The organism is Curtobacterium sp. NPDC090217 (assembly GCF_044746705.1).
Taxonomy (GTDB): domain Bacteria; phylum Actinomycetota; class Actinomycetes; order Actinomycetales; family Microbacteriaceae; genus Curtobacterium.
The window spans coordinates 653,672-674,836 of record NZ_JBIVCR010000001.1 but is presented as its reverse complement, the minus strand read 5'-3'; the positions used below and the strand labels follow the sequence as shown (position 1 = coordinate 674,836).

The window sequence follows — 21,165 nt, the reverse complement described above, 5'->3', positions numbered from 1 at the left end:
ACATGAAACCGATTTCACCGTCAAGCACCGGATCGCCGTTCCGGACGCGCGGAACGCCGTCCGGTGGAGCTCGGGCCTCGGCGTCAGATCCGTGGGGTGGGCCGTTCCGCGGGCTCGACCGCGTGCCGGAGGACGACGGTCCGGGGCGGCTGGGCGTCCCCCGCGATCCGTTCGAGCACCAACCGGGCCGCGGTCGCCCCCATGTGTCGCGCCGGCAGCCGCACGATCGTCACGGCACGCGGCGAGATCGTGGTGAACGGCAGGGCGCCGACGACGGCCACCCCGACGTCCAGCGGCGTCAGGCCGTGCTCGTCGAGCACCTGCAGCACCCCGACGCCCATCAGGTTGTTGGCCGCAACGACCGAATCGGGCGGCTCGGGCATGGCGAGGAGCTCCTCCATCGCCGCGCGGCCACCGTCCACCCGGAAGTCCGAGTGCCGCAAGAGCTCCGGCTCGCCGCCCGCGCGTCGGACGGCGTCCTGCCACCCGCCGGCACGTTCCACCGCGGTGACGACGTCGTTCGGGCCCGTGATGCAGGCGATCCGCTGGAACCCCTCGCCGATCAGGTGTTCGGTCGCCTCCCGCCCGGCCTCCCGGTTCCACATCGTGACGCTGTCGACGTCGAACCGGCTCGGTCGGTCGACGGCCACGACCGGCCGTCCGCGGGCGACCACGTCGCCGAGGTCGGTCGTCTCGGATGCCGACGCGATGATGATCCCGGCCATGTTCTCGGACTCGGCGATCCGCAGGAACGTGTCCTCGCGCTCGACGGACTCGTCGGTGTTGCAGAGCACGACCGAGAACCCGGCGTCGTTCACGACGTCGGAGACGCCGCGCGCCATCTCGGTGAAGTACGGGTTCTCGATGTCCGGGATGAGCAGCGCGATGACCTCGGAGTTCCGTCGTCGGAGCGTCCTGGCCGTCCGGTTCGGGGTGAACCGGAGCTCCTCGGCGGCCTTCCTGACCCGGCGGACCTTGTCGGTCGAGACGTTCGAACCGTTGAACACGCGCGACACGGTCGCCGGGGAGACACCGGCACGCCGAGCCACGTCGTAGATGGTCGCCACGCCACGCCCCTTCACCGTTGACACATCGTCGCGAGGAACTCTACAGTGCCGCGAGAGCCGATGAAATCGGTTCCAGAAACATCCGCCACACAACGCCGTGAGAGGGACCATGCACCACGACATCGCTGCGATCCGGACGACCGAGACCCGGTCCATCAGCCCCGAGAACCCCGATGGTGCGCGCGGTGGCGGCGGCCGTGCCACCACCGGGACCGGGGCCGCGAGCGCCCGGGACCTCGGGCCGGGCTGGAAGATCTCGCCGAGCATCGACATCGAGCCGGGTGCGACGCTCGACCTCGCGACCATCGAGGGCGCCGGGCGGATCACCCACGTCTGGATCACCACGCACACCGACCACTGGCGCACCCTCGTGCTGCGGGCGTTCTGGGACGGTGCCGACGAGCCGGCCGTCGAGGTGCCGTACGGGGACTTCTTCTGCTCCGGGTGGGGACGGTTCGTCCAGGTGTCGTCACAGGTGGTCGCCGCGAACCCGAACGGCGGGTTCAACAGCTACTGGCCGATGCCGTTCCGCACCGGGGCACGCCTGACGCTCGAGAACACCTCGGGCGTCACGGCGCGCGTGTACTTCCAGGTCACATACGAGCTCGGCGCCGACGCCGTCGGCGAGGACGCCGCCTACTTCCACGCGCAGTGGCGCCGCAGCAACCCGCTGCCCGACCGCACCACGCACGTCCTGGTCGAGGGAGTCGAGGGCCGGGGCCACTACGCCGGCACCTACATCGCGTGGGGCGTGAACTCCCCCGGCTGGTGGGGTGAGGGCGAGATCAAGTTCTGGGTCGACGACGACGACACCCACCCGACTATCTGCGGCACCGGTACCGAGGACTACTTCGGCGGCGCGTGGAACTTCGACGTCCCCGGACAGGGCTACACACCGTTCACGACGCCGTACCTCGGGATGCCCGAGGTCGTGCGACCCGACGGCCTGTACGACAGCCAGCAGCGGTTCGGGATGTACCGCTGGCACCTCCCCGATCCGATCACCTTCCGCACCGCACTGTCCAGGGTCGACATCCAGGCGCTCGGCTGGCGGAGCGGCTGGCGGTACCTGCCGCTGCACGACGACATCGCGTCGACGGCGTTCTTCTACCTCGACCGTCCGGTCACCACCAGGCCGGCAGCACCCACCGCCGACACCATGGAGGTGCACCTCGGAGGTGGCGCGGTCCCCGACGTCGGGGCGACGCCGCCGCGGACCCCCTAGGACCACCGGACGGGAGGCTCGGACACCGGCCGCCACGAGCCTCCAGTCCGGCTCCTGCCGCATCACGCGGCCGTGGTGACGGAACGACGAAGGCCCCCGATCTCCCGATCGGGGGCCTTCTCCCTGTGTCGTGAACACAGTGCCTGGTGCGCGAGGGGGGACTTGAACCCCCACGCCGTTTCCAGCACACGGACCTGAACCGTGCGCGTCTACCAATTCCGCCACTCGCGCCAGCCCGAAAACACTACCATGCACAGAGCCCCCCAGGTGCCACCTACTACCATGCAGGGGTCGACGACCGAGAACGTGGAGACCCATGGGACTGCTGGACAACTTCGAGCGAGGGCTGGAGCGCGCCGTCAACGGTGCGTTCGCGAAGACCTTCCGCTCCGGTGTGCAGCCCGTCGAGATCTCGAGCGCGCTCCGGCGTGAACTGGACACGAAGGCCGCCGTGGTCTCGCGGGACCGCATCCTCGTGCCGAACGAGTTCACCGTCCGTCTGGCGCCGCCGGACTGCACGCGCATGAACGACGTCGGTCGTCCCCTCATCGACGAGCTCACGCAGATGGTGCAGCAGCACGCCGTCGCGCAGAACTACTCGTTCTCCGGTCCCGTGACGATCCGCCTGCAGCAGGACGGCACCCTGTCGACCGGGATCCTGCAGATCGACTCCACGACCGTGCAGCGGGACGTCGCGTGGGTCGCGGTGCTCGACATCGGCTCGCAGCGCCACAAGCTGCAGCGCGGACGCACCGTGATCGGCCGCGGGACGGACGCCGACATCACCGTCGCGGACACCGGCACGAGCCGGAAGCACGTCGAGATCGTGTGGGACGGCAAGCACGCACAGGCCAACGACCTGGGCTCGACGAACGGCTCGAAGCTGAACGGTGAGCGCTTCCAGCAGGCGATCGTGGAGCCGGACTCCACCATCGAGATCGGTCGTACCCGTATGGTGTTCCGGGTGATCCCGGAGAACGGAGGTGCGCGATGACCACAGGACTGACACTGCTCGTCCTGCGTTTCGCGTTCCTCGCGGTGCTGTGGCTGTTCGTCTTCGTGATCGTGTTCGCGCTGCGGAGCGACCTCTTCGGCCAGCGCGTCCGCACCATCCCGACCGATCCGAAGGGCGCCCCGTCCGGCCCGACGACACCGACGATCCCCGCTGCGAACGCAGCGGCGGCACCAGGTGGCGGGGCCTTCACGGACATCATCAACCAGGCGCAGTCCGGCGGCTCGGCGCAGCCGGCGGCGGACGTCGCCACCCGGCTCGTCATCACCGAGGGCGCACGAGAGGGCATGGAGATGCCGCTCGGTCGCGGCCCCATCACCATCGGACGCTCCAGCGAGAGCAACGTCGTGATCCGCGACGACTACACGTCCACCAACCACGCCCGGCTCGAACTGCAGCCGTCGGGATGGGTCGTCATCGACCTCGAGTCCACGAACGGCACCTTCGTCAACGGTCAGAAGGTGAGCGCTCCCGTGACCGTGGCGGAGCGCACGCCGATCACGATCGGGACGACGACGTTCGAGCTCCGGCGGTAACCCCCAGATGACGGCTCGCACGCTGAGCGCCGCTGTGTCCCACGTCGGACGCATCCGCGCGAACAACCAGGACTCCGGCTACGCCGGGGCGCACCTGTTCGCCGTTGCGGACGGCATGGGCGGGCACGCGGGCGGCGACGTCGCCTCGGCCATCGCGATCCGCCGCATCCGCGAGGTCGACCGTGAGTTCCCCTCGGCGCACGACGCCGAGTTCGCGCTGCAGTCGGCGCTGATCGCCGCGAACCAGCTCATCACCGAGACGGTGTTCGAGCACCAGGAGCTCACCGGGATGGGCACCACGGTGAGCGCGATGATCCGCGTGGGCGACCAGGTCGCGATCGCGCACATCGGCGACTCCCGGATCTACCGGCACCGCGACGGCGAGCTGCAGCAGATCACGTCCGACCACACGTTCGTGCAGCGTCTCGTCGACAGCGGTCGCATCACGCCGGAAGAAGCCGCGGTCCACCCCCGCCGCTCCGTCCTGATGCGCGTGCTCGGTGACGTCGACGCCGCTCCGGAGGTCGACACGGCGATCATGGACATCCGACCGGGCGACCGTTGGCTGCTCTGCTCGGACGGCCTGTCGTCGTACCTGGCCGAGGAGCGCATCCGGCACGCGCTCGCGTCGAACATGGACGCGAACCAGGTCACGCAGCGCCTCGTCAAGGAGACGCTCGACCACGGCGCCCCCGACAACGTGACGGTCGTCGTGATGGACGTCACCGACGCCGTCCCGACCGAGGACGACGACGACGCGGCGACCACGGTCGGATCAGCCGCAGCGCCCCTCACGTTCGAGGCGTCGACCGGCCGCAAGCCGATCCGCCTCCCCACGATCCTGCTGCACCCGCTCAAGGTCACGTCGGCACCGGAGGACTCGCACTTCGAGCCGGAGAGCGACCAGTACTTCGCCGAGCTCATCGCCGAGGACCGTCGACGCCGGGTGCGCCGCCGGATCTCGTGGACGATCGCGCTCGTCCTCGCCGTCGCAGCGCTCGTCGGTGCGGTGTTCCTCGGTTGGCGCATCGTGCAGGACCACTACTACGTCGGCACCGATCGCGGCACGGTCGCGATCTACAAGGGCGTGCAGCAACAGATCGGTCCGATCAAACTCTCCGACGTGTACGAGGACTCCGACATCAGCGTGTCGGACCTGCCGGAGTACACCAGGGAGAACGTCCGGTCCACGATCAACGCGCAGTCCCTGTCCGACGCGCGCGACATCGTCGACCGCTTGCGGACCGCGGCCAGGACGGGCCAGGACCAGAGCGGAACCGGTGGCTCCGGCGGGGCGTCGTCCTCGCCGAGCCCGACACCCGGTCGCGCCGGGACGCCGTCGCCGACCCCCTCGGGTGATGCCCGATGACCGCGACCACTCCGCAGTCCTTCACCCAAGCGATCACGATCAAGCTCCGGGAGCCCGCGCGCGCCAGGAACCTCGAGCTCGTGCTCCTCGTCATCGCGTGCGGCATCTGCGCCGGCGCGATGGTCCTCGTGCAGCTCGGCACCAAGGGGAAGCTGTTCGACACGTCGGTGCTCTGGGTCGGTTCGACGATCCTCGGCCTCGCGCTGATCATGCACATCGTGCTGCGGATCGTCGCGAAGAACGCCGACCCGTTCATCCTGCCGGTCGCGCTCGTGCTGAACGGCATCGGGATCGCGGAGATCTACCGCATCGACATCCACAACGGCCTGTCCGGGTGGAACGCGATCGGCGTCAAGCAGATCGTCTGGACGCTGCTCGCGATGGTGCTCGCCCTCGTGACGCTCGTCGTGGTGCGGAACCACCGGTTCCTGCAGCGGTACCGGTACATCTTCATGTTCCTGACGATCGTGCTGCTGCTCCTGCCGATGCTGCCCGGCATCGGGTACGCCCCGGGCGGCGCCCGGGTCTGGATCCGCTTCGGACCGTTCTCGTTCCAGCCGGGTGAGCTCGCGAAGATCACGATGGCGCTGTTCTTCGCCGGGTACCTCGTCACCGCGCGCGACAGCCTGTCGATCGTCGGCAAGAAGTTCCTCGGCATGACGTTCCCGCGTGCCCGTGACCTCGGCCCGATCCTCATCGTCTGGGGTGCGGCGATGAGCGTCCTCGTGTTCCAGCGCGACCTCGGCACCGCGCTGCTGTACTTCGGCCTGTTCCTCGTGATGATCTACGTCGCCACGGCGCGGCTCAGCTGGGTGATCATCGGTCTGGTGCTGTTCGTCGGTGGTGCGCTCATCGCGGCGAGCGCGCTCGTGTACGTGCACGGCCGCTTCGAGCAGTGGTTGAACCCGTTCGACCCGACGATCTACAACGCGAGCACCCAGGCGAGCTACCAGCTCGTGCAGGGCCTGTTCGGGTTCGCGAACGGCGGGATCACCGGCACCGGCCTCGGCCAGGGCCGCCCGTACATCACCCCGGTCGCCAACGCGGACTACATCATCGCGTCCCTCGGCGAGGAACTCGGGCTGATCGGCGTCTTCGCGATCCTCGCGCTCTTCATCGTCCTCGCCTCCCGCGGCATCCGCGTCGGCTTCATGGCGCAGGACGACTTCGGCAAGCTCCTCGGCATCGGGTTCGGCTTCACGATCGCCCTGCAGGTGTTCGTCGTCGTCGGCGGCATCACCCGGATCATCCCCGTGACCGGTCTGACGACACCCTTCATGGCCGCAGGTGGTTCCTCCCTGGTGGCGAACTGGATCATCGCGGCGATGCTGCTGCGGCTGACCGACTCCATCCCCGCGGAACAACGGGTCCTGTCCGAGCGTGGCGACGCCCTCGGCCGGACCAGGAAGGGGCGTCGATGAAACGGCAGCTCCGCGGCGTCTCCACGGTCGTCGTGCTCATGTTCGTCGCACTCTTCGTGTCGACGACCTCGATCCAGTTCTTCTCGGCGGACTCCCTCCGCGCCGACCCCCGGAACTCCCGCACCATCCTCGACAGCTACTCGACGAAGCGCGGCGCGATCCTGGTCAACGGCACGCCGATCGCCGAGTCCACCGCGGTCGACGATCAGTACCAGTACCAGCGGAAGTACTCCAACGGCGCGCTCTACTCGGCGGTGACCGGCTACTTCACGATCGGCCAGGGCAACACCGGTATCGAGAGCGCGGAGAACACCGTGCTGTCCGGCAACTCGGACGACTCGTTCTTCCAGAACCTCAACTCGATCCTCACCGGCCAGGACGTCCAGGGCGACAACGTCAACCTGACGATCGACCCCGACGTCCAGCAGGCCGCGTACGACGCGCTCGGGTCCAACACCGGCGCCGTCGTCGCGATCCAGCCGAAGACCGGCAAGATCCTCGCGATGGTGTCGAAGCCGGACTACGACCCGAACTCGTTGACCTCGCACGACACCGCGAACGTCAAGGCGCAGTACGACGCGCTGCTGAACCAGTCCCCGACGCCGCTGCAGAACCGCGCGATCGGCGGCGACCTGTACACGCCGGGATCGGTCTTCAAGCTCGTCGTCGCGTCCGCCGCGCTCGAGGGCGGCAAGTACGACCTCGACTCCGAGTTCCCGAACCCCTCGCGACTGCAGCTGCCGGGGACGAGCACGTACATCAACAACGCCGAGGGCGGCTCGTGCGGCGGTGGCGACACCGTCAAGCTCCGCACCGCGATCCAGTACTCGTGCAACATCCCGTTCGCGGAGCTCGGGCAGAAGCTCGGATACGACACGATCAAGGCGATGGCCGACAAGTACGGCTTCGGCGACGCGATCGAGGTCCCGATGAAGGCGACGGCGAGCCAGTACCCCGACGTCGACTCGACGGCGCAGCTCATGCTGAGCTCGTTCGGGCAGGCGAGCGTCCGCGTGTCGCCGCTCCAGATGGCGATGGTCTCCGCCGGCATCGCGAACGGCGGTAAGGTCATGCAGCCGTCGCTCGTCGACTCGATCACGACGAGCGACCTCAAGCAGGTCGAGTCCTTCTCGGCGAAGCAGTACAGCGACCCGCTGTCCTCGTCAGAGGCATCGGACCTCACCGAGGCGATGCAGAGCGTCGTCAACGCGGGGACCGGCACGAATGCGAAGATCGACGGGGTTGACGTCGCCGGGAAGACCGGGACGGCCGAAGGCGGAACGGGCGACCCGTACACCCTGTGGTTCACCGGGTTCGCGCCCGCGAAGGACCCCGAGGTCGCGGTGGCCGTCGTCGTCGGGAACGGTGGCGGACTCGGACAGTCCGGCGTCGGCAACACGGTCGCGGCCCCGGTCGCGAAGAAAGTCATGGAGGCGGTGCTGAACAAATGAGACCCACCAGCGGACTCACCTTCGGTGGGCGGTACCAGCTCTCGTCCCGGGTCGCCATCGGCGGCATGGGAGAGGTGTGGCAGGCGACCGACCTCGTCATCGGCCGGACCGTCGCCCTGAAGATCCTCAAGGACGAGTACCTCGGCGATCCCGGGTTCCTCGAGCGCTTCCGCGCGGAGGCCCGGCACGCGGCGCTCGTCAACCACGAGGGCATCGCCAACGTCTTCGACTACGGCGAGGAGGACGGCAGCGCCTACCTCGTCATGGAGCTCGTCCCCGGCGAGGCGCTCTCGACGATGATCGAGCGCGAGCACACCCTGCCCGTCGACAAGGTCCTCGACATCGTCGCGCAGACGGCCAACGCGCTCCAGGCAGCGCACGCCGTGGGCCTCGTGCACCGCGACATCAAGCCGGGCAACCTGCTCATCACCCCGGATGGCCGCGTCAAGATCACCGACTTCGGGATCGCGCGCATCGCCGACCAGGTGCCGCTCACCGCGACCGGTCAGGTTATGGGGACCGTCCAGTACCTGTCGCCCGAGCAGGCGAGCGGTCACCCGGCCTCCCCGTCGACCGACATCTACTCGCTCGGCATCGTCGCGTACGAGTGCCTGGCCGGACGCCGTCCCTTCACGGGCGAGTCGCAGGTCGCGATCGCGATGGCGCACATCAACGAGCAGCCACCGGCGCTCCCCGGGGACATCCCGGAGCCGGTCGCCGCCCTCGTGATGTCCTGCATCGCGAAGAAGCCGGCCGACCGTCCCGCCACCGCTGCGAACCTGGCCCGTGCAGCACAGGCCCTCCGTCGCGGTGACGTCGCAGCGGCCACGGTCGCCGTGCCCGCCCTCGGTGGCGCCGGTACCGTCGCGTTCAACCCGCCGCAGGGGAACGACGCGGCCACCGCGCTGATCGGGACGCAGTCGGCGGGTGCCGTCGGTGGCGGCCCCCGGACACCGGGCTCGCCCACGACTACCGAGGACGAGGAACCGAAGAAGAAGCGCGCCTGGATCTGGTGGGTCGTGGCGGCAGCGGTCGTGCTGATCGCCGGCGGCGTCATCGCAGCGTTCGCGTTCGCGAACGGTGCGGCCGAACCCACGCCGTCCCCGTCGTCGTCGAGCGCCAAGCCGCGCCCGACACAGTCACGCACGCCGAGTGCGTCGCCGACGCAGACGCGCATCACGGTGAACCAGAGCGACTACATCGGCAAGAACGCCGACCAGGCGAAGGCCGAGCTCGACGCCCTCGGCTTCCAGACGAGCATCGAGGACGGCGACGCCGCACCGAGCTCCGACAAGCAGGGCACCGTCCAGTCGATCAGCCCGACCGGCAGCCTGACCGCCGGCACCGCGATCGTGCTGCGTGCGTACACCGCGCAGCCCACGCTCGAGGGTCCGGCAGCACCGACCGCCGGCACGGTGTCGACCGACGGCAAGGTGACGTTCTCGTGGGGTGCGTACGGGAGCTGCCCCGCCGGCTACGAGCTCACCGGGTACACGTACACGATCACGAACGGCACGGACTCCTCCGGCAACAGCTCAGGGGCGACCCGCGGCACGGCCGTCCAGGTCACCGCCGCGCAGCCGGGCGACGTCAGCCTGAGCTACGTCGTGAACTGCGGCGACCTGCAGTCGGCGTCGTCGGACACCGCGTCGGCGACGTACACGCCGACCCCGACGAGCAGCCCGTCCGCGACCGCCGAGCCCGGCAAGTAGCGGGCCTGACGGGGCCGCCGACACCGTTCCGGTAACGGTTCGCGCGGCGGCCCCGCAGCCAGCGTCTCACCAGGATGGGCTGTCGTACACTTGCCCCGACGGACATTCGGAGGAGTACGTGCCAGAAGGTGTGACCGCGGGGATCACGCTCCTCGCAAATCGCTACGAGATCGGTGATGTCATCGGTCGTGGCGGCATGGCCACCGTGCACGTGGGCCAGGACACGCGGCTCGGCCGCCGTGTCGCCGTCAAGCTCCTGAAGCCGAGCCTCGCCAACGACCCGGCGTTCCGCACGCGCTTCCGGCAGGAAGCACAGGCCGCCGCACGCATGGCGCACCCGACCATCGTCCGCGTCTACGACGCCGGCGAAGAGACCGTGACCGAGCAGTCCGGCGCCGAGGTGCAGGTGCCGTTCATCGTCATGGAGTACGTCGAGGGCCGCCCGCTGAGCGAGGTCATCGGCGACGGACCCGTCGAGCCGGACGAGGCCGTCCGCCTCACGAGCGGCATCCTCACCGCGCTCGAGTACTCCCACCGCGCCGGCGTCGTGCACCGCGACATCAAGCCCGCCAACGTCATGGTGACGGCCACCGGGCAGGTCAAGGTGATGGACTTCGGCATCGCCCGCGCCATCACCGACACGTCGGCCACGGTCGCGCAGACCACCTCGATCCTCGGCACCGCGTCGTACTTCTCCCCGGAGCAGGCCCGCGGCGAGACCGTCGACGCGCGCACCGACCTCTACTCGACCGGCATCGTCCTCTTCGAGCTCCTGACCGGCCGTCCGCCGTTCCTCGGGGACTCGCCCGTCGCCGTCGCCTACCAGCACGTCAGCGAGCAGCCCGTCGCCCCGTCGACGATCACCCCCGCGGTGTCGCCGGCGCTCGACGCGGTCACGCTGCACGCCCTGGTGAAGGACCGCACGCGCCGGTTCCAGAACGCCGCCGAGTTCCGCCGCGACCTCGAACAGGCCGCCGCCGGACAGGTCCCCGCGTCGACGAAGAAGCTGCAGCAGAGCGCGAACGACGCCTCGACCGTGCTGTTCGGCGTGAACCCGCGGACGACCTCCAACCCAGAGGTGGCCTTCCGCGAGCTCGACGACACGCAGGAGCACCGTCCGCAGCGCACGCAGAACCGTCCGCCGGTGGCGTGGATCTGGGTCGGCATCGTCCTGACGATCGCCGTGATCGCCGGTGTGATCTTCTGGGTCGCGAACCTGCAGCCGGGTCAGGCCCCGGTGTCGTCGTCGGTGAGCGTGCCGAACGTCGTCGGCGCCACCTACGACTCCGCCGCCAAGGCTCTCGACAAACGCGACCTGGTGCCGGTCAAGGTGGAGCAGAACTCCGACAAGGTCGACAAGGGATCGGTCATCCGCACCGAGCCGGGATCCGGCACGAACGTCGCCAGACAGCAGAACGTGCGTGTGGTCGTCTCACTGGGGCCGGAGCAGATCGCGGTCCCCGACGTCGCCAACCAGTCCCAGGACGCCGCACAGCAGGCGCTCGAGGCCGCTGGCTTCGCAGTGGGGGCGGTCAACTCGACCTACTCGCCCACCGTGCCGGAGGGCACCGTCATGTCCACCGACCCCGCGGCGAGCTCCACGCACACCAAGGGCACGGTCGTGAACCTCACGGTGTCGAACGGCCTGGTGCAGCTCCCGGACGTCACGCAGCAGCCGTTCTCGACCGCGAACTCGACGCTCGCGAACCTCGGTCTCACCGTGAAGCAGCAGGCGTCCTACTCGTGCACCGGTGGCACGGTGACGCAGCAGGACCAGCCGGCCGGCGACATCGCGCAGGGCAGCACGGTCGTGCTCACGTACTGCGCCGCGTCGAACCAGCCGAGTGCCCCGGCGACCCCGAGCGGCGGCGACGGTGGGGACGGCAAGGACAACGGGGGCGACGGCGGCGACGGCAACTGACCGCCGGTCCCGACCGACCGTTGGTCCCGGCCGACCTTGGTCCCGGCCGACCGCAGGACGGGAGGCACGGTGCCAGCCCGCCACGAGCCTCCAGGCCGACCACCGGCCGCGTCCACGGCCCGGGTGGGCCGATCAGGTCAGGTGACCGATCGCGGGACCGCTCAGGCGCGGTACGCCGCGATGAGCGGGCCGAGGCCCGCTGCGCGCTCGGCAGCGCCGGAGAGTCCGGTCGTCTCGAGCCAGTTGCCGACCATCCGGTAGCCGCCCTCGGTGAGGACCGACTCCGGGTGGAACTGCACGCCGTAGACCGGTGCGTCCTGGTGCTGGACGCCCATGATGACGCCACCGCCGGTCCGCGCGGTCACGGTGAGCTCGTCTGGGACGGTGCCGTCGACGATCGCGAGCGAGTGGTACCTGGTCGCCGTGAACGGGTGCGGGACGCCGGCGAAGAGGGTGCTGCCGTCGTGGTCGACCTGCGAAGTCTTCCCGTGCATGAGCTCTTCGGCGTGGGTCACCGTGGCGCCGAGGGCTTCGGCGATCGCCTGGTGGCCGAGGCAGACACCGAGCAGCGGCTTGTCGCCCGCGATGGACGCGTGGACGGTCGCGATCGAGATGCCGGCGGCTGCGGGTGTGCCCGGGCCGGGAGAGAGCAGGACGCCGTCGTACTCGGCGATCCGGTCCGCGATCTCGGACTCGGGGAACGCGTCGTTGCGCACGACGTCGGTTTCCGCGCCGAGCTGCTGGACGTAGCCGTTCAGCGTGTAGACGAAGCTGTCGTAGTTGTCGACGACGAGGATCCTGGTCATGGTCGGTTCACCGTACTCGTGGGGGTCGTGTGCAGCCTCCGTGGAGCCTGTGCACACACATGTTCACGGTAGGATACCGGCCATGGCCAAGGACAAGGACCGCACCAAGCCCGCCCGGAGGACCCGAGCCGACTCGGTCGACACGGCGGGCGACCAGCCCAACCCCGTGTGGTTCAAGCCGGTCATGTTCGGCTTCATGCTCGTCGGACTCGCCTGGGTGATCGTGTTCTACGTCTCGCAGGGCACCCTCCCGGTTCCCTCGCTGAACTCGTGGAACATCCTCATCGGCTTCGGCATCATGTTCATCGGCTTCCTCATGACCACTCGCTGGCGCTGACAGCCCGGCTTCCGCGTCGTCGAACGCCCGCTGCACCGATCGGTGCGGCGGGCGTTCTCGTTTTCCACAGGCCGCTGTGGGAGCAGCGCGGTTTTCCCCCGTTCTCCACAGTTCGACGAGTTCTCCACACGCTGTTCCACACCCCCGTCCCGGAGTTATCCACAGGTGATTCCACAGTGGGGATAATCACACCCGTGTAACTCACCAAGTTGTCCACAGGTACGAAAACGCCCCGCCACTCCGAGGAGTGACGGGGCGTTGGATGCTCGTGCGGTCGATGCGCTTCAGTTGAACGCGATCGCGTACCCGACGTACGCCAGGACGACGATCAGCACCGCCTCGGCGACGAGCAGGGTGATCTGCAGACCGCGCTTCCGGACGTTCCGGGTCTTCGCGAAGATGTACCCGGTCAGGAAGCCCGCAGCGATCCCGCCGATGTGCGCCTGCCACGAGATGTTCGTCCCGGGCAGGAACCCGATCAGCAGGTTCAGGCCGATGATCACGAGCAACGATACGGCGTTGCCACCGAGGCTGCGCTGGATCATGAAGAAGGCGGCGAACAGGCCGAAGATCGCTCCGGAGGCGCCGACGACCGACGTCTGGGGAGCGAGCAGCGTGACGGCCATCGATCCAGCCAGGCCCGAGATGAAGTACAACGCCAGGAACCGCCAGGTCCCGAGCATGTTCTCGAGCATCCTGCCGAAGATCCACACCGCCCACATGTTGAACGCGATGTGGAAGAAGCCCGAGTGGACGAACAACGACGTGACCATCCGCCACGGCTGCGTCGGCAGGTAGTAGGCGTTGTAGCCGAGCAGCTGGGTCAGCGCCCGGTTGGACACCTGGTCCAGCAGCCAGATGACCACGGAGACGGCGACGATGACGACGGTCGCCTTCTGGTCGAGCATGGCGAAGCGCCGCCGCGCGACCGTGACCCTGCTCGGGGCTCCGGACGCGCGGCGGTTCGCCGTGAACTGCGCGCGCTGTTCACGCACGCACTCAGGGCAGTGCACCCCGACCGCCGCCGGCGTCTGGCACTCGGGGCAGATCGTCCGCCCGCACCGTTGGCACAGGACGAAGCTCTGCCGGTCCGGGTGCCGGTAGCAGTAGTTGGCCGGGTTGTACGCCTGGTCGGTCAAGGTCAGACGGACTCGACGTCGATGCTGTTGATGACGACGTCCTCGAGCGGCTTGTCGCGGCCGTCCGTGGGGACGCCCTCGATCGCGTCGACGACCGCGCGGGACTCGTCGTCGGCGACCTCACCGAAGATGGTGTGCTTGCCCTGGAGCCACGGCGTGGCCACGGTCGTGATGAAGAACTGCGACCCGTTGGTACCGCGGCCGCCCTGGATGCCGGCGTTCGCCATCGCGAAGATGTAGGGGTTCTGGAAGGTGAGCTCGGGCGAGATCTCGTCGTCGAAGCGGTAGCCGGGGCCGCCGATGCCCTGGCCGAGCGGGTCGCCGCCCTGGATCATGAAGTCCTTGATGATGCGGTGGAAGACCACACCGTCGTAGAGCTTGTCCGTCGAGACCTTGCCGGTCCCCGGGTGGGTCCACTCCTGCTGGCCCGTCGCGAGGTCGACGAAGTTCTTGACGGTCTTCGGAGCGTGGTTGCCGAACAGGTTGACGCGGATGTCGCCCTTGTTCGTGTGGATCGTTGCGACAGCGGTGTGCAGAGACATGTTCCGATTCTCGCATGCGTCCGCTGCGTACAGACGGTACCCACAGGTGAGGCTCCGTGACCTGTCAGGTGCTCCGGTGGCAGGATGGGTGTCACGCCGTTCCGATGGAGGTACCAGATGACGACGATCGAACTGCCGCGCAAGCGCCGGAAGCAGATCAAGAAGCTCAAGGGCCAGACCGCCTCGCTCCTCGGTGAGCAGCGCAAGGTGCTCGAGCACGCGAACGCGATCCTCGCCGAGGCCCGCTCGAACGCAGCCGATGCTGCTCGCAAGGACATCGCCCCCCGCGTCCAGCACGCGATCGACAGCGGGATCCGCCCGGCTGTCGCGACGGGCGTGCACGCAGCGACGTCTGCCGCGCAGAACGCCTCGCACCGCTTCCAGTCCGAGGTCGTCCCCGGCCTCGTGTCCACTGCGGGATCCGTGCTCAGCGTGGTCGACCTCGCGAAGGACCCCCGGGTCAAGAAGATCGTGAAGGACGCCCAGAAGAAGGGCAAGAAGGCGAAGAAGGCTGCCGCCAAGTACGTGCCGTCGCAGCAGAAGAAGGGCATCGGCTTCGGCGGAGTCGCCCTGATCGTGGTGGGTGTGGTCGCCGTCGCCGGTGCCGCCTACGCCGCGTACCAGACGCTGCGCGCCGACGACGACCTCTGGGTCGCCGACGACGCCGACTCGGCGGACAAGTCCGCCGCCTGACCTCCCGGTTCGTACGAAGGGCCCCGGCACACGCCGGGGCCCTTCGTCGTCCGCGCCGGCCCGGTGTCCGGGCGTCCCGGGCGTCCCGGCGTCCGGGCGTCCGGCCGTCCCGGGCGTGAGGACGTCCCGGGCGTCCGGGCGTGAGGGCGTCCCGGGCGTCCCGGCGTCCTCCGCCCGCGCAACGCCGTCCCCAGCGGTCACGACACCCCGCTCACACCCACCGACTGGTCGCATCCAGTCGCTGACGCAGGGCCGAACCGACGGTTCCTGACCAGTCGAGGGCGTCCCGGCGGGGAGTCGCGACCACTCACCGCGGTGCGGGGAGCGGGGACGACGAACGGGAGGCTCGTGGCGGCCCGGCACCGAGCCTCCAGTCCGCGACAACGCACTACCCACCGGACGGTCGCGCACAACGCACCAGCCACCGGACGGCCGCGGCACGCGCAGAGCCGGCCATCGCGGAGCGGCGCGCCGAAGGCGCAGACGAGCACCACGACCGAACAACGGCGGAACGAGGAACGAGTGAAGCAGCGTTCACCCTGAGGGAGTGGAGCCTGGGAGAATCGAACTCCCGACATCCTGCTTGCAAAGCAGGCGCTCTACCAACTGAGCTAAGGCCCCGGGAAGGGGATGGTGGGGCTACAAGGACTTGAACCTTGGACCTCTTCGTTATCAGCGAAGCGCTCTAACCGCCTGAGCTATAGCCCCTCAGACCGGATGAAAGCCTACCGTACGAATCCGTCGGAACGAAATCGAGCGGGCGGCCCATCCGGACCGGGTGTGTCAGTTGTTCGTGAAGCCCACGAGCAGACCGCCCGTGATGCGCACGCTGAGGTTGTACAGCACGCTCACGATCGCGCCGAGCACGGTGCCGACGACCACGTTGAGGATGCCAACCACGATGGAGAACCCGAGCACCTGGCCCAGCGAGAACTGGTCCATGATCGAGTAGTTGTTCTGCCCGGTGACGTCCTTGAGCAGGGCGTCGACCTGGGTGAACACCCCGGTCTGGTTGAGGATGACCCACACCAGCGCCGTCGCGACGACGATCACGATGCTGCCGGCCAGGGCGATCAGGAAGCTGAGCTTCACCATCGACCAGAAGTCGACGTACACGAGCCGCAGCCGCACCTGACGGGTGCCGACGGGCCGCTTCGCCTTCTTCTGGAGCTTCTCGGCGACACTACTCATTGCTTGACTGGTCCTCTCCGGCCTCGGGCTCGACGGGGTCGGCGGCCGCTTCGTCCGGGCTGACCGACTCCACCGGGCCCGCGGGCTCGATCTCGGCGTCGTCCTGGTCGTCCAGGTTCCGCTCACTGTTCCGGGCCACCGCGATGATCCGGTCGTTCTCCGCGAACCTCGCGAAGACGACGCCCATCGTGTCTCGACCCTTGGCAGGGACCTCGGCCACGGCAGACCTTACCACCTTGCCCGACTGGAGCACGACGAGCACCTCGTCGTCCTCACCGACGATGAGAGCACCCACAAGGTCGCCTCGATCGGCCGCCAGCTTGGCCACCTTGATGCCGAGTCCACCGCGGCCCTGGGTGCGGTACTGGTCGACGGAGGTGCGCTTGGCGTAGCCGCCCTCGGTCATGACCCAGACGAACCCGTCGTCGGAGACGACCCGTGCCGCGAGCAGCGAGTCGCCGTCGCGGAAGGACATGCCCTTCACGCCGGAGGTCGAGCGACCCATCGGGCGGAGGGTGTCGTTCGTCGCGGTGAACCGGAGCGACATGCCGTGCCGGGACACGAGGAGCAGGTCGTCGGACTCGTCGACGAGCAGCGCCGAGCGGAGCTTGTCGCCGTCGCGCAGGTTGATCGCGATGATGCCGCCGGTTCGGTTGGTGTCGTACTCGGTGAGCGCGGTCTTCTTCACGAGACCCTGCTCGGTGGCGAGCACGAGGTACTGCGCCGCCTCGTAGTCGCGGATGTCGAGCACCTGCTGGATCTGCTCGTCCGGCTGCATCGCGAGGAGGTTCGCCGAGTGCTGGCCCTTGGCGTCACGCCCGGCTTCTTGCAGCTCGTACGCCTTCGCACGGTAGACGCGGCCCTGGTCGGTGAGGAACAGCAGCCAGTGGTGCGTCGTCGTGACGAAGAAGTGCTCCACCACGTCGTCCGCGCGGAGCTGGGCGCCGCGGACGCCACGGCCGCCGCGGTGCTGCGAGCGGTACTGGTCACTGCGGGTGCGCTTGACGTAGCCGCCGCGGGTGATGGTGACGACGACCTCTTCCTCGGGGATGAGGTCCTCGATGGACATGTCGCCGTCGTAGCCGAGCATGATCTCGCTGCGACGGTCGTCACCGAAGCGCTCGACGATCTCGTCGAGCTCCTCGCCGATGATCGAGCGCTGCCGGGTCTCCGACGCCAGGATGTCGTTGAAGTCCGCGATCTTGAGCTCGAGTGCCTCGGCCTCTTCGTGGATCTTCTGACGCTCGAGGGCGGCCAGACGACGGAGCTGGAGCTCGAGGATCGCACGCGCCTGGATCTCGTCGACGGACAGCAGGTCCATCAGGCCGGTGCGGGCCTCTTCCACGTCGGGCGAACGACGGATGAGCGCGATGACCTCGTCGAGCGCGTCGAGTGCCGCCAGGTAGCCGCGGAGGATGTGCGCGCGCTTCTCGGCCTCGCGCAGCCGGTACTGGGTCCGGCGGACGATGACGTCGATCTGGTGGTCCACCCACGCCGAGATGAAGCCGTCGAGCGCGAGTGTGCGCGGGACGCCGTCGACGATCGCGAGCATGTTCGCGCCGAAGTTCTCCTGCAGCTGCGTGTGCTTGTACAGGTTGTTCAGCACGACCTTGGCGACCGCGTCGCGCTTCAGCACGATGACGAGGCGCTGGCCGGTCCGACCGGAGGTCTCGTCGCGGATGTCAGCGACGCCCGCGAGACGGCCGTCCTTGACGAGCTCGGCGATCTTGATCGCGAGGTTGTCGGGGTTGACCTGGTACGGCAGCTCGGTGACGACCAGGCAGGTCCGACCCTGGATCTCCTCGACGTTCACGACGGCCCGCATCGTGATCGAACCGCGGCCCGTACGGTAGGCGTCCTGGATGCCCTTGACGCCCAGGATCTGGGCGCCGGTCGGGAAGTCCGGGCCCTTGATGCGCTGCATGAGCGCAGCGAGCAACTCCTCGCGCGTGGCATCCGGGTTCTCGAGCGCCCACTTCGCGCCGGCAGCGACTTCGCGCAGGTTGTGCGGCGGGATGTTCGTCGCCATGCCGACCGCGATGCCGACCGAGCCGTTGACGAGCAGGTTCGGGAAGCGCGCCGGCAGGATCGCCGGCTCCTGCGTGCGACCGTCGTAGTTGTCCTGGAAGTCGACGGTCTCCTCGTCGATGTCCCTGACCATCTCCATGGCGAGCGGCGCCATCTTGGTCTCGGTGTACCGCGGAGCAGCTGCGCCGTCGTTGCCCGGCGAACCGAAGTTGCCCTGGCCGAGCGCGAGCGGGTAGCGGAGCGACCACGGCTGCACGAGACGGACGAGTGCGTCGTAGATCGCGCTGTCACCGTGCGGGTGGAACTGTCCCATGACGTCGCCGACGACGCGGGAGCACTTCGAGAACGCACGGTCCGGTCGGTACCCGCCGTCGTACATCGCGTAGATCACGCGACGGTGCACCGGCTTCAGGCCGTCCCGGACCTCGGGAAGCGCACGACCGACGATGACGGACATCGCGTAGTCGAGGTACGAGCGCTGCATCTCGAGCTGCAGGTCGACCTGCGAGATGCGGTCACCGGAGACGACGATGTCCCCGCTGTCGCCGTGCACGATCTCGGGCTGCTCGTCGTTCGTCTCGTTGTCGTCAGCCATGTGGCTTCAGTACCTTTCTCGGCCATCCGGCCGACCCGACCTGGAGGCCGTGGTTCCGTTCGTCGCGCCGCGCGCGACCACAGGTGGTCTGGACCAGGGCGCGCGGCTGGCACCGCGCCTCCTGGTCGGGGATCAGATGTCCAGGAACCGGACGTCCTTGGCGTTCTGCTGGATGAAGGAGCGGCGTGCGTCGACGTCCTCACCCATCAGGGTCGCGAACACGCTGTCCACGGCTGCGGCGTCCTCGAGCGTGACCTGCAGGAGCGTGCGGGTGTCCGGGTTCATCGTGGTGTCCCAGAGCTCCTTGTAGTCCATCTCACCGAGACCCTTGTAGCGCTGGATCCCGTTGTCCTTCGGGATGCGCTTGCCTGCGGCGATGCCGGACTGGAGCAGCGCGTCACGTTCGCGGTCGCTGAACACGTACTCGTGCGCCGAGTTCGACCACTTCAGGCGGTACAGCGGCGGCTGTGCGAGGTACACGTAGCCGCGCTCGATGAGCGGCCGCATGTAGCGGAACAGCAGCGTGAGCAGCAGCGTCGTGATGTGCTGGCCGTCGACGTCGGCATCGGCCATCAGCACGATCTTGTGGTACCTGGCCTTGTCCGGGTCGAAGTCCTCACCGATGCCGGCGCCGAACGCCGTGATCATCGACTGGATCTCCTGGTTCGCCAGGGCGCGGTCGAGCCGGGCCTTCTCGACGTTCAGGATCTTGCCGCGGAGGGGCAGGATCGCCTGGGTCATCGGGTTGCGTCCCTGGACGGCGGAGCCGCCCGCGGAGTCACCCTCGACCATGAAGATCTCCGACAGCGTCGGGTCCTTCGACTGGCAGTCCTTGAGCTTGCCCGGCATGCCGCCGGACTCGAGTAGGCCCTTGCGTCGCGTGGTCTCGCGGGCCTTGCGGGCGGCGAGGCGTGCCTGCGATGCCTGGATCGCCTTGCGGACGACGTCTCTGGCCTGGGTCGGGTTGCTCTCGAACCAGTGCGTGAGCTCGGTGCCGACGACGCGCTGGACGAAGGACTTCGCCTCGGTGTTGCCGAGCTTGGTCTTCGTCTGGCCCTCGAACTGTGGCTCGCCGAGCTTCACGGAGATGACGGCGGTCAGCCCTTCACGGATGTCGTCACCCGTGAGGTTGTCGTCCTTCTCCTTGATGATCTTGGCTTCACGCGCGTAGCGGTTCACGAGCGTGGTCAGCGCAGCGCGGAAGCCCTCTTCGTGGGTCCCTCCCTCGTGCGTGTTGATCGTGTTCGCGAAGGTGTGGACGCTCTCCTGGTACGAGGTGTTCCACTGCATCGCGACCTCGAGCGCGATCTTGCGCTCCGGGTCCTCCGCCTCGAAGCCGATGACGTCGGGGTGGACCAGGTCGGCCTTCTTCTGCTTGCCCAGGTACTCGACGTAGTCGGCCAGACCGCGCTCGTAGCGGAACGAGTCGTGACGGGACTCCTCGCCCTCGTCCGGGGTGCGCTCGTCCTTGAGGTTGATCCGGAGCCCCTTGTTGAGGAACGCCATCTGCTGGAAGCGCGCGCGGAGCGTCTCGTAGTCGAAGACGACGGTCTCGAAGATCTCGGCGTTCGGCCAGAACGTGATCGTGGTGCCGGTCTCGTCGGTGGCTTCGTCCTCGGACACGGGGGCCACCGGGACGCCGTCGGTGTAGCTCTGCCGGTAGACGTGTCCCTGACGGCGGACCTCGACGTCGAGCTCGGAGCTGAGCGCGTTCACGACGGAGGAACCGACACCGTGCAGACCACCGGAGACCGCGTACCCGCCGCCACCGAACTTGCCGCCGGCGTGCAGGACGGTGAGCACGACCTGGAGCGTCGAGACGCCCTCTGCCGCGTGGACGTCGACCGGGATGCCTCGGCCGTTGTCGACCACGCGGACGCCGCCGTCTTCGCGGATGGTCACGTCGATGGTGTCGCAGTAGCCGGCGAGGGCTTCGTCGACGGAGTTGTCGACGATCTCCTGCACCAGGTGGTGGAGACCACGAGGGCCCGTCGAGCCGATGTACATGCCGGGGCGCTTGCGGACGGCCTCGAGCCCCTCGAGCACCTGAATCTGGTCTGCGCCGTACGACGGTTCGGGAGAGGTCTGGCGGTCGTCTTCAGATTCTGATGTCATGTCGA

The 21,165-nt window shown here is 68.5% G+C and carries 17 protein-coding genes and 3 tRNA genes; 10 read left to right on the top strand and 10 right to left on the bottom strand.

From position 1 onward, the window contains the following. Positions 1-83: 83 nt before the first annotated feature. Positions 84-1,067 carry a LacI family DNA-binding transcriptional regulator gene (locus ACIPJ2_RS03440; RefSeq protein ID WP_402727563.1) on the bottom strand — a complete coding sequence of 328 codons (984 nt, stop codon included), beginning with the start codon at positions 1,065-1,067 and terminating at the stop codon, positions 84-86. A 109-nt stretch (positions 1,068-1,176) separates the two neighbouring features. Here ACIPJ2_RS03440 and ACIPJ2_RS03435 point away from each other — a divergent pair, with 109 nt between their 5' ends. Beyond that, positions 1,177-2,292: a glycoside hydrolase family 172 protein gene (locus ACIPJ2_RS03435; RefSeq protein ID WP_402727562.1), complete on the top strand. Its 1,116-nt coding sequence runs from the start codon at positions 1,177-1,179 to the stop codon at positions 2,290-2,292. 144 nt (positions 2,293-2,436) lie between these two features. On the opposite strand, the gene ACIPJ2_RS03430 is transcribed toward ACIPJ2_RS03435, so the two are convergent. Continuing rightward, positions 2,437-2,523: transfer RNA gene (locus ACIPJ2_RS03430), tRNA-Leu, on the bottom strand. A gap of 85 nt (positions 2,524-2,608) precedes the next feature. Here ACIPJ2_RS03430 and ACIPJ2_RS03425 point away from each other — a divergent pair. The 7 genes from ACIPJ2_RS03425 to pknB all read left to right on the top strand — a co-directional run bounded on the left by ACIPJ2_RS03425 (position 2,609) and on the right by pknB (position 11,714). Further along, entirely contained in the window at positions 2,609-3,286 is a 678-nt protein-coding gene (locus tag ACIPJ2_RS03425) for a DUF3662 and FHA domain-containing protein (protein ID WP_281266318.1), read from the top strand. Continuing rightward, positions 3,283-3,840: an FHA domain-containing protein gene (locus tag ACIPJ2_RS03420; RefSeq protein ID WP_402727561.1), complete on the top strand. Its 558-nt coding sequence runs from the start codon at positions 3,283-3,285 to the stop codon at positions 3,838-3,840. The genes ACIPJ2_RS03425 and ACIPJ2_RS03420 overlap by 4 nt, the downstream gene beginning before the upstream one ends. A 7-nt stretch (positions 3,841-3,847) precedes the next feature. After that, complete coding sequence (locus tag ACIPJ2_RS03415) at positions 3,848-5,209, top strand: Stp1/IreP family PP2C-type Ser/Thr phosphatase (protein WP_402727560.1); 1,362 nt, start codon at positions 3,848-3,850, stop codon at positions 5,207-5,209. Next, entirely contained in the window at positions 5,206-6,630 is a 1,425-nt protein-coding gene (locus ACIPJ2_RS03410; protein ID WP_402727559.1) for an FtsW/RodA/SpoVE family cell cycle protein, read from the top strand. Before ACIPJ2_RS03415 ends, ACIPJ2_RS03410 begins: the two co-directional genes overlap by 4 nt. Then, a complete protein-coding gene (locus ACIPJ2_RS03405; RefSeq protein ID WP_281266314.1) occupies positions 6,627-8,081 on the top strand; it encodes a penicillin-binding protein 2 in 1,455 nt (484 codons plus the stop codon). Before ACIPJ2_RS03410 ends, ACIPJ2_RS03405 begins: the two co-directional genes overlap by 4 nt. Then, complete coding sequence (locus ACIPJ2_RS03400; protein WP_402727558.1) at positions 8,078-9,793, top strand: serine/threonine-protein kinase; 1,716 nt, start codon at positions 8,078-8,080, stop codon at positions 9,791-9,793. The genes ACIPJ2_RS03405 and ACIPJ2_RS03400 overlap by 4 nt, the downstream gene beginning before the upstream one ends. Before the next feature lie 118 nt (positions 9,794-9,911). Continuing rightward, complete coding sequence (gene pknB, locus ACIPJ2_RS03395) at positions 9,912-11,714, top strand: Stk1 family PASTA domain-containing Ser/Thr kinase (protein ID WP_402727557.1); 1,803 nt, start codon at positions 9,912-9,914, stop codon at positions 11,712-11,714. A gap of 161 nt (positions 11,715-11,875) precedes the next feature. Here pknB and ACIPJ2_RS03390 read toward each other — a convergent pair whose 3' ends face one another. Then, positions 11,876-12,520: an anthranilate synthase component II gene (locus ACIPJ2_RS03390; protein ID WP_402727556.1), complete on the bottom strand. Its 645-nt coding sequence runs from the start codon at positions 12,518-12,520 to the stop codon at positions 11,876-11,878. Between the two features lie 82 nt (positions 12,521-12,602). On the opposite strand from ACIPJ2_RS03390, the gene ACIPJ2_RS03385 reads away from it, so the two are divergent. Beyond that, a complete protein-coding gene (locus ACIPJ2_RS03385; RefSeq protein ID WP_281266310.1) occupies positions 12,603-12,857 on the top strand; it encodes a cell division protein CrgA in 255 nt (84 codons plus the stop codon). A gap of 284 nt (positions 12,858-13,141) precedes the next feature. Here the strand turns inward: ACIPJ2_RS03385 and ACIPJ2_RS03380 are convergent, their stop codons facing one another. Beyond that, the gene (locus ACIPJ2_RS03380) at positions 13,142-13,852 is read right to left on the bottom strand and encodes a rhomboid family intramembrane serine protease (RefSeq protein WP_402727555.1); all 711 of its coding nucleotides are present in this window, start codon (positions 13,850-13,852) and stop codon (positions 13,142-13,144) included. A gap of 146 nt (positions 13,853-13,998) precedes the next feature. Beyond that, positions 13,999-14,538, bottom strand: a complete 540-nt coding sequence (locus ACIPJ2_RS03375) for a peptidylprolyl isomerase (protein ID WP_281266308.1) — start codon at positions 14,536-14,538, stop codon at positions 13,999-14,001. A gap of 117 nt (positions 14,539-14,655) precedes the next feature. On the opposite strand from ACIPJ2_RS03375, the gene ACIPJ2_RS03370 reads away from it, so the two are divergent. After that, positions 14,656-15,231 carry a hypothetical protein gene (locus ACIPJ2_RS03370; protein WP_281266307.1) on the top strand — a complete coding sequence of 192 codons (576 nt, stop codon included), beginning with the start codon at positions 14,656-14,658 and terminating at the stop codon, positions 15,229-15,231. A gap of 548 nt (positions 15,232-15,779) precedes the next feature. Here the strand turns inward: ACIPJ2_RS03370 and ACIPJ2_RS03365 are convergent. From ACIPJ2_RS03365 to gyrB, 5 genes are all read right to left on the bottom strand, one after another. Then, a tRNA-Ala gene (locus tag ACIPJ2_RS03365) sits at positions 15,780-15,852 on the bottom strand. A gap of 10 nt (positions 15,853-15,862) precedes the next feature. After that, a tRNA-Ile gene (locus tag ACIPJ2_RS03360) sits at positions 15,863-15,939 on the bottom strand. A 75-nt stretch (positions 15,940-16,014) separates the two neighbouring features. Further along, the gene (locus tag ACIPJ2_RS03355) at positions 16,015-16,422 is read right to left on the bottom strand and encodes a DUF3566 domain-containing protein (RefSeq protein ID WP_022904049.1); all 408 of its coding nucleotides are present in this window, start codon (positions 16,420-16,422) and stop codon (positions 16,015-16,017) included. Continuing rightward, on the bottom strand, positions 16,415-19,045 hold the full coding sequence (gene gyrA / locus ACIPJ2_RS03350; RefSeq protein ID WP_402727554.1) for a DNA gyrase subunit A: 2,631 nt from the start codon (positions 19,043-19,045) through the stop codon (positions 16,415-16,417). Before gyrA ends, ACIPJ2_RS03355 begins: the two co-directional genes overlap by 8 nt. Before the next feature lie 132 nt (positions 19,046-19,177). Further along, positions 19,178-21,160, bottom strand: coding sequence for a DNA topoisomerase (ATP-hydrolyzing) subunit B (gene gyrB, locus ACIPJ2_RS03345; protein WP_402727553.1), 1,983 nt, complete (start codon positions 21,158-21,160; stop codon positions 19,178-19,180). Between the last annotated feature and the right edge of the window lie 5 nt (positions 21,161-21,165).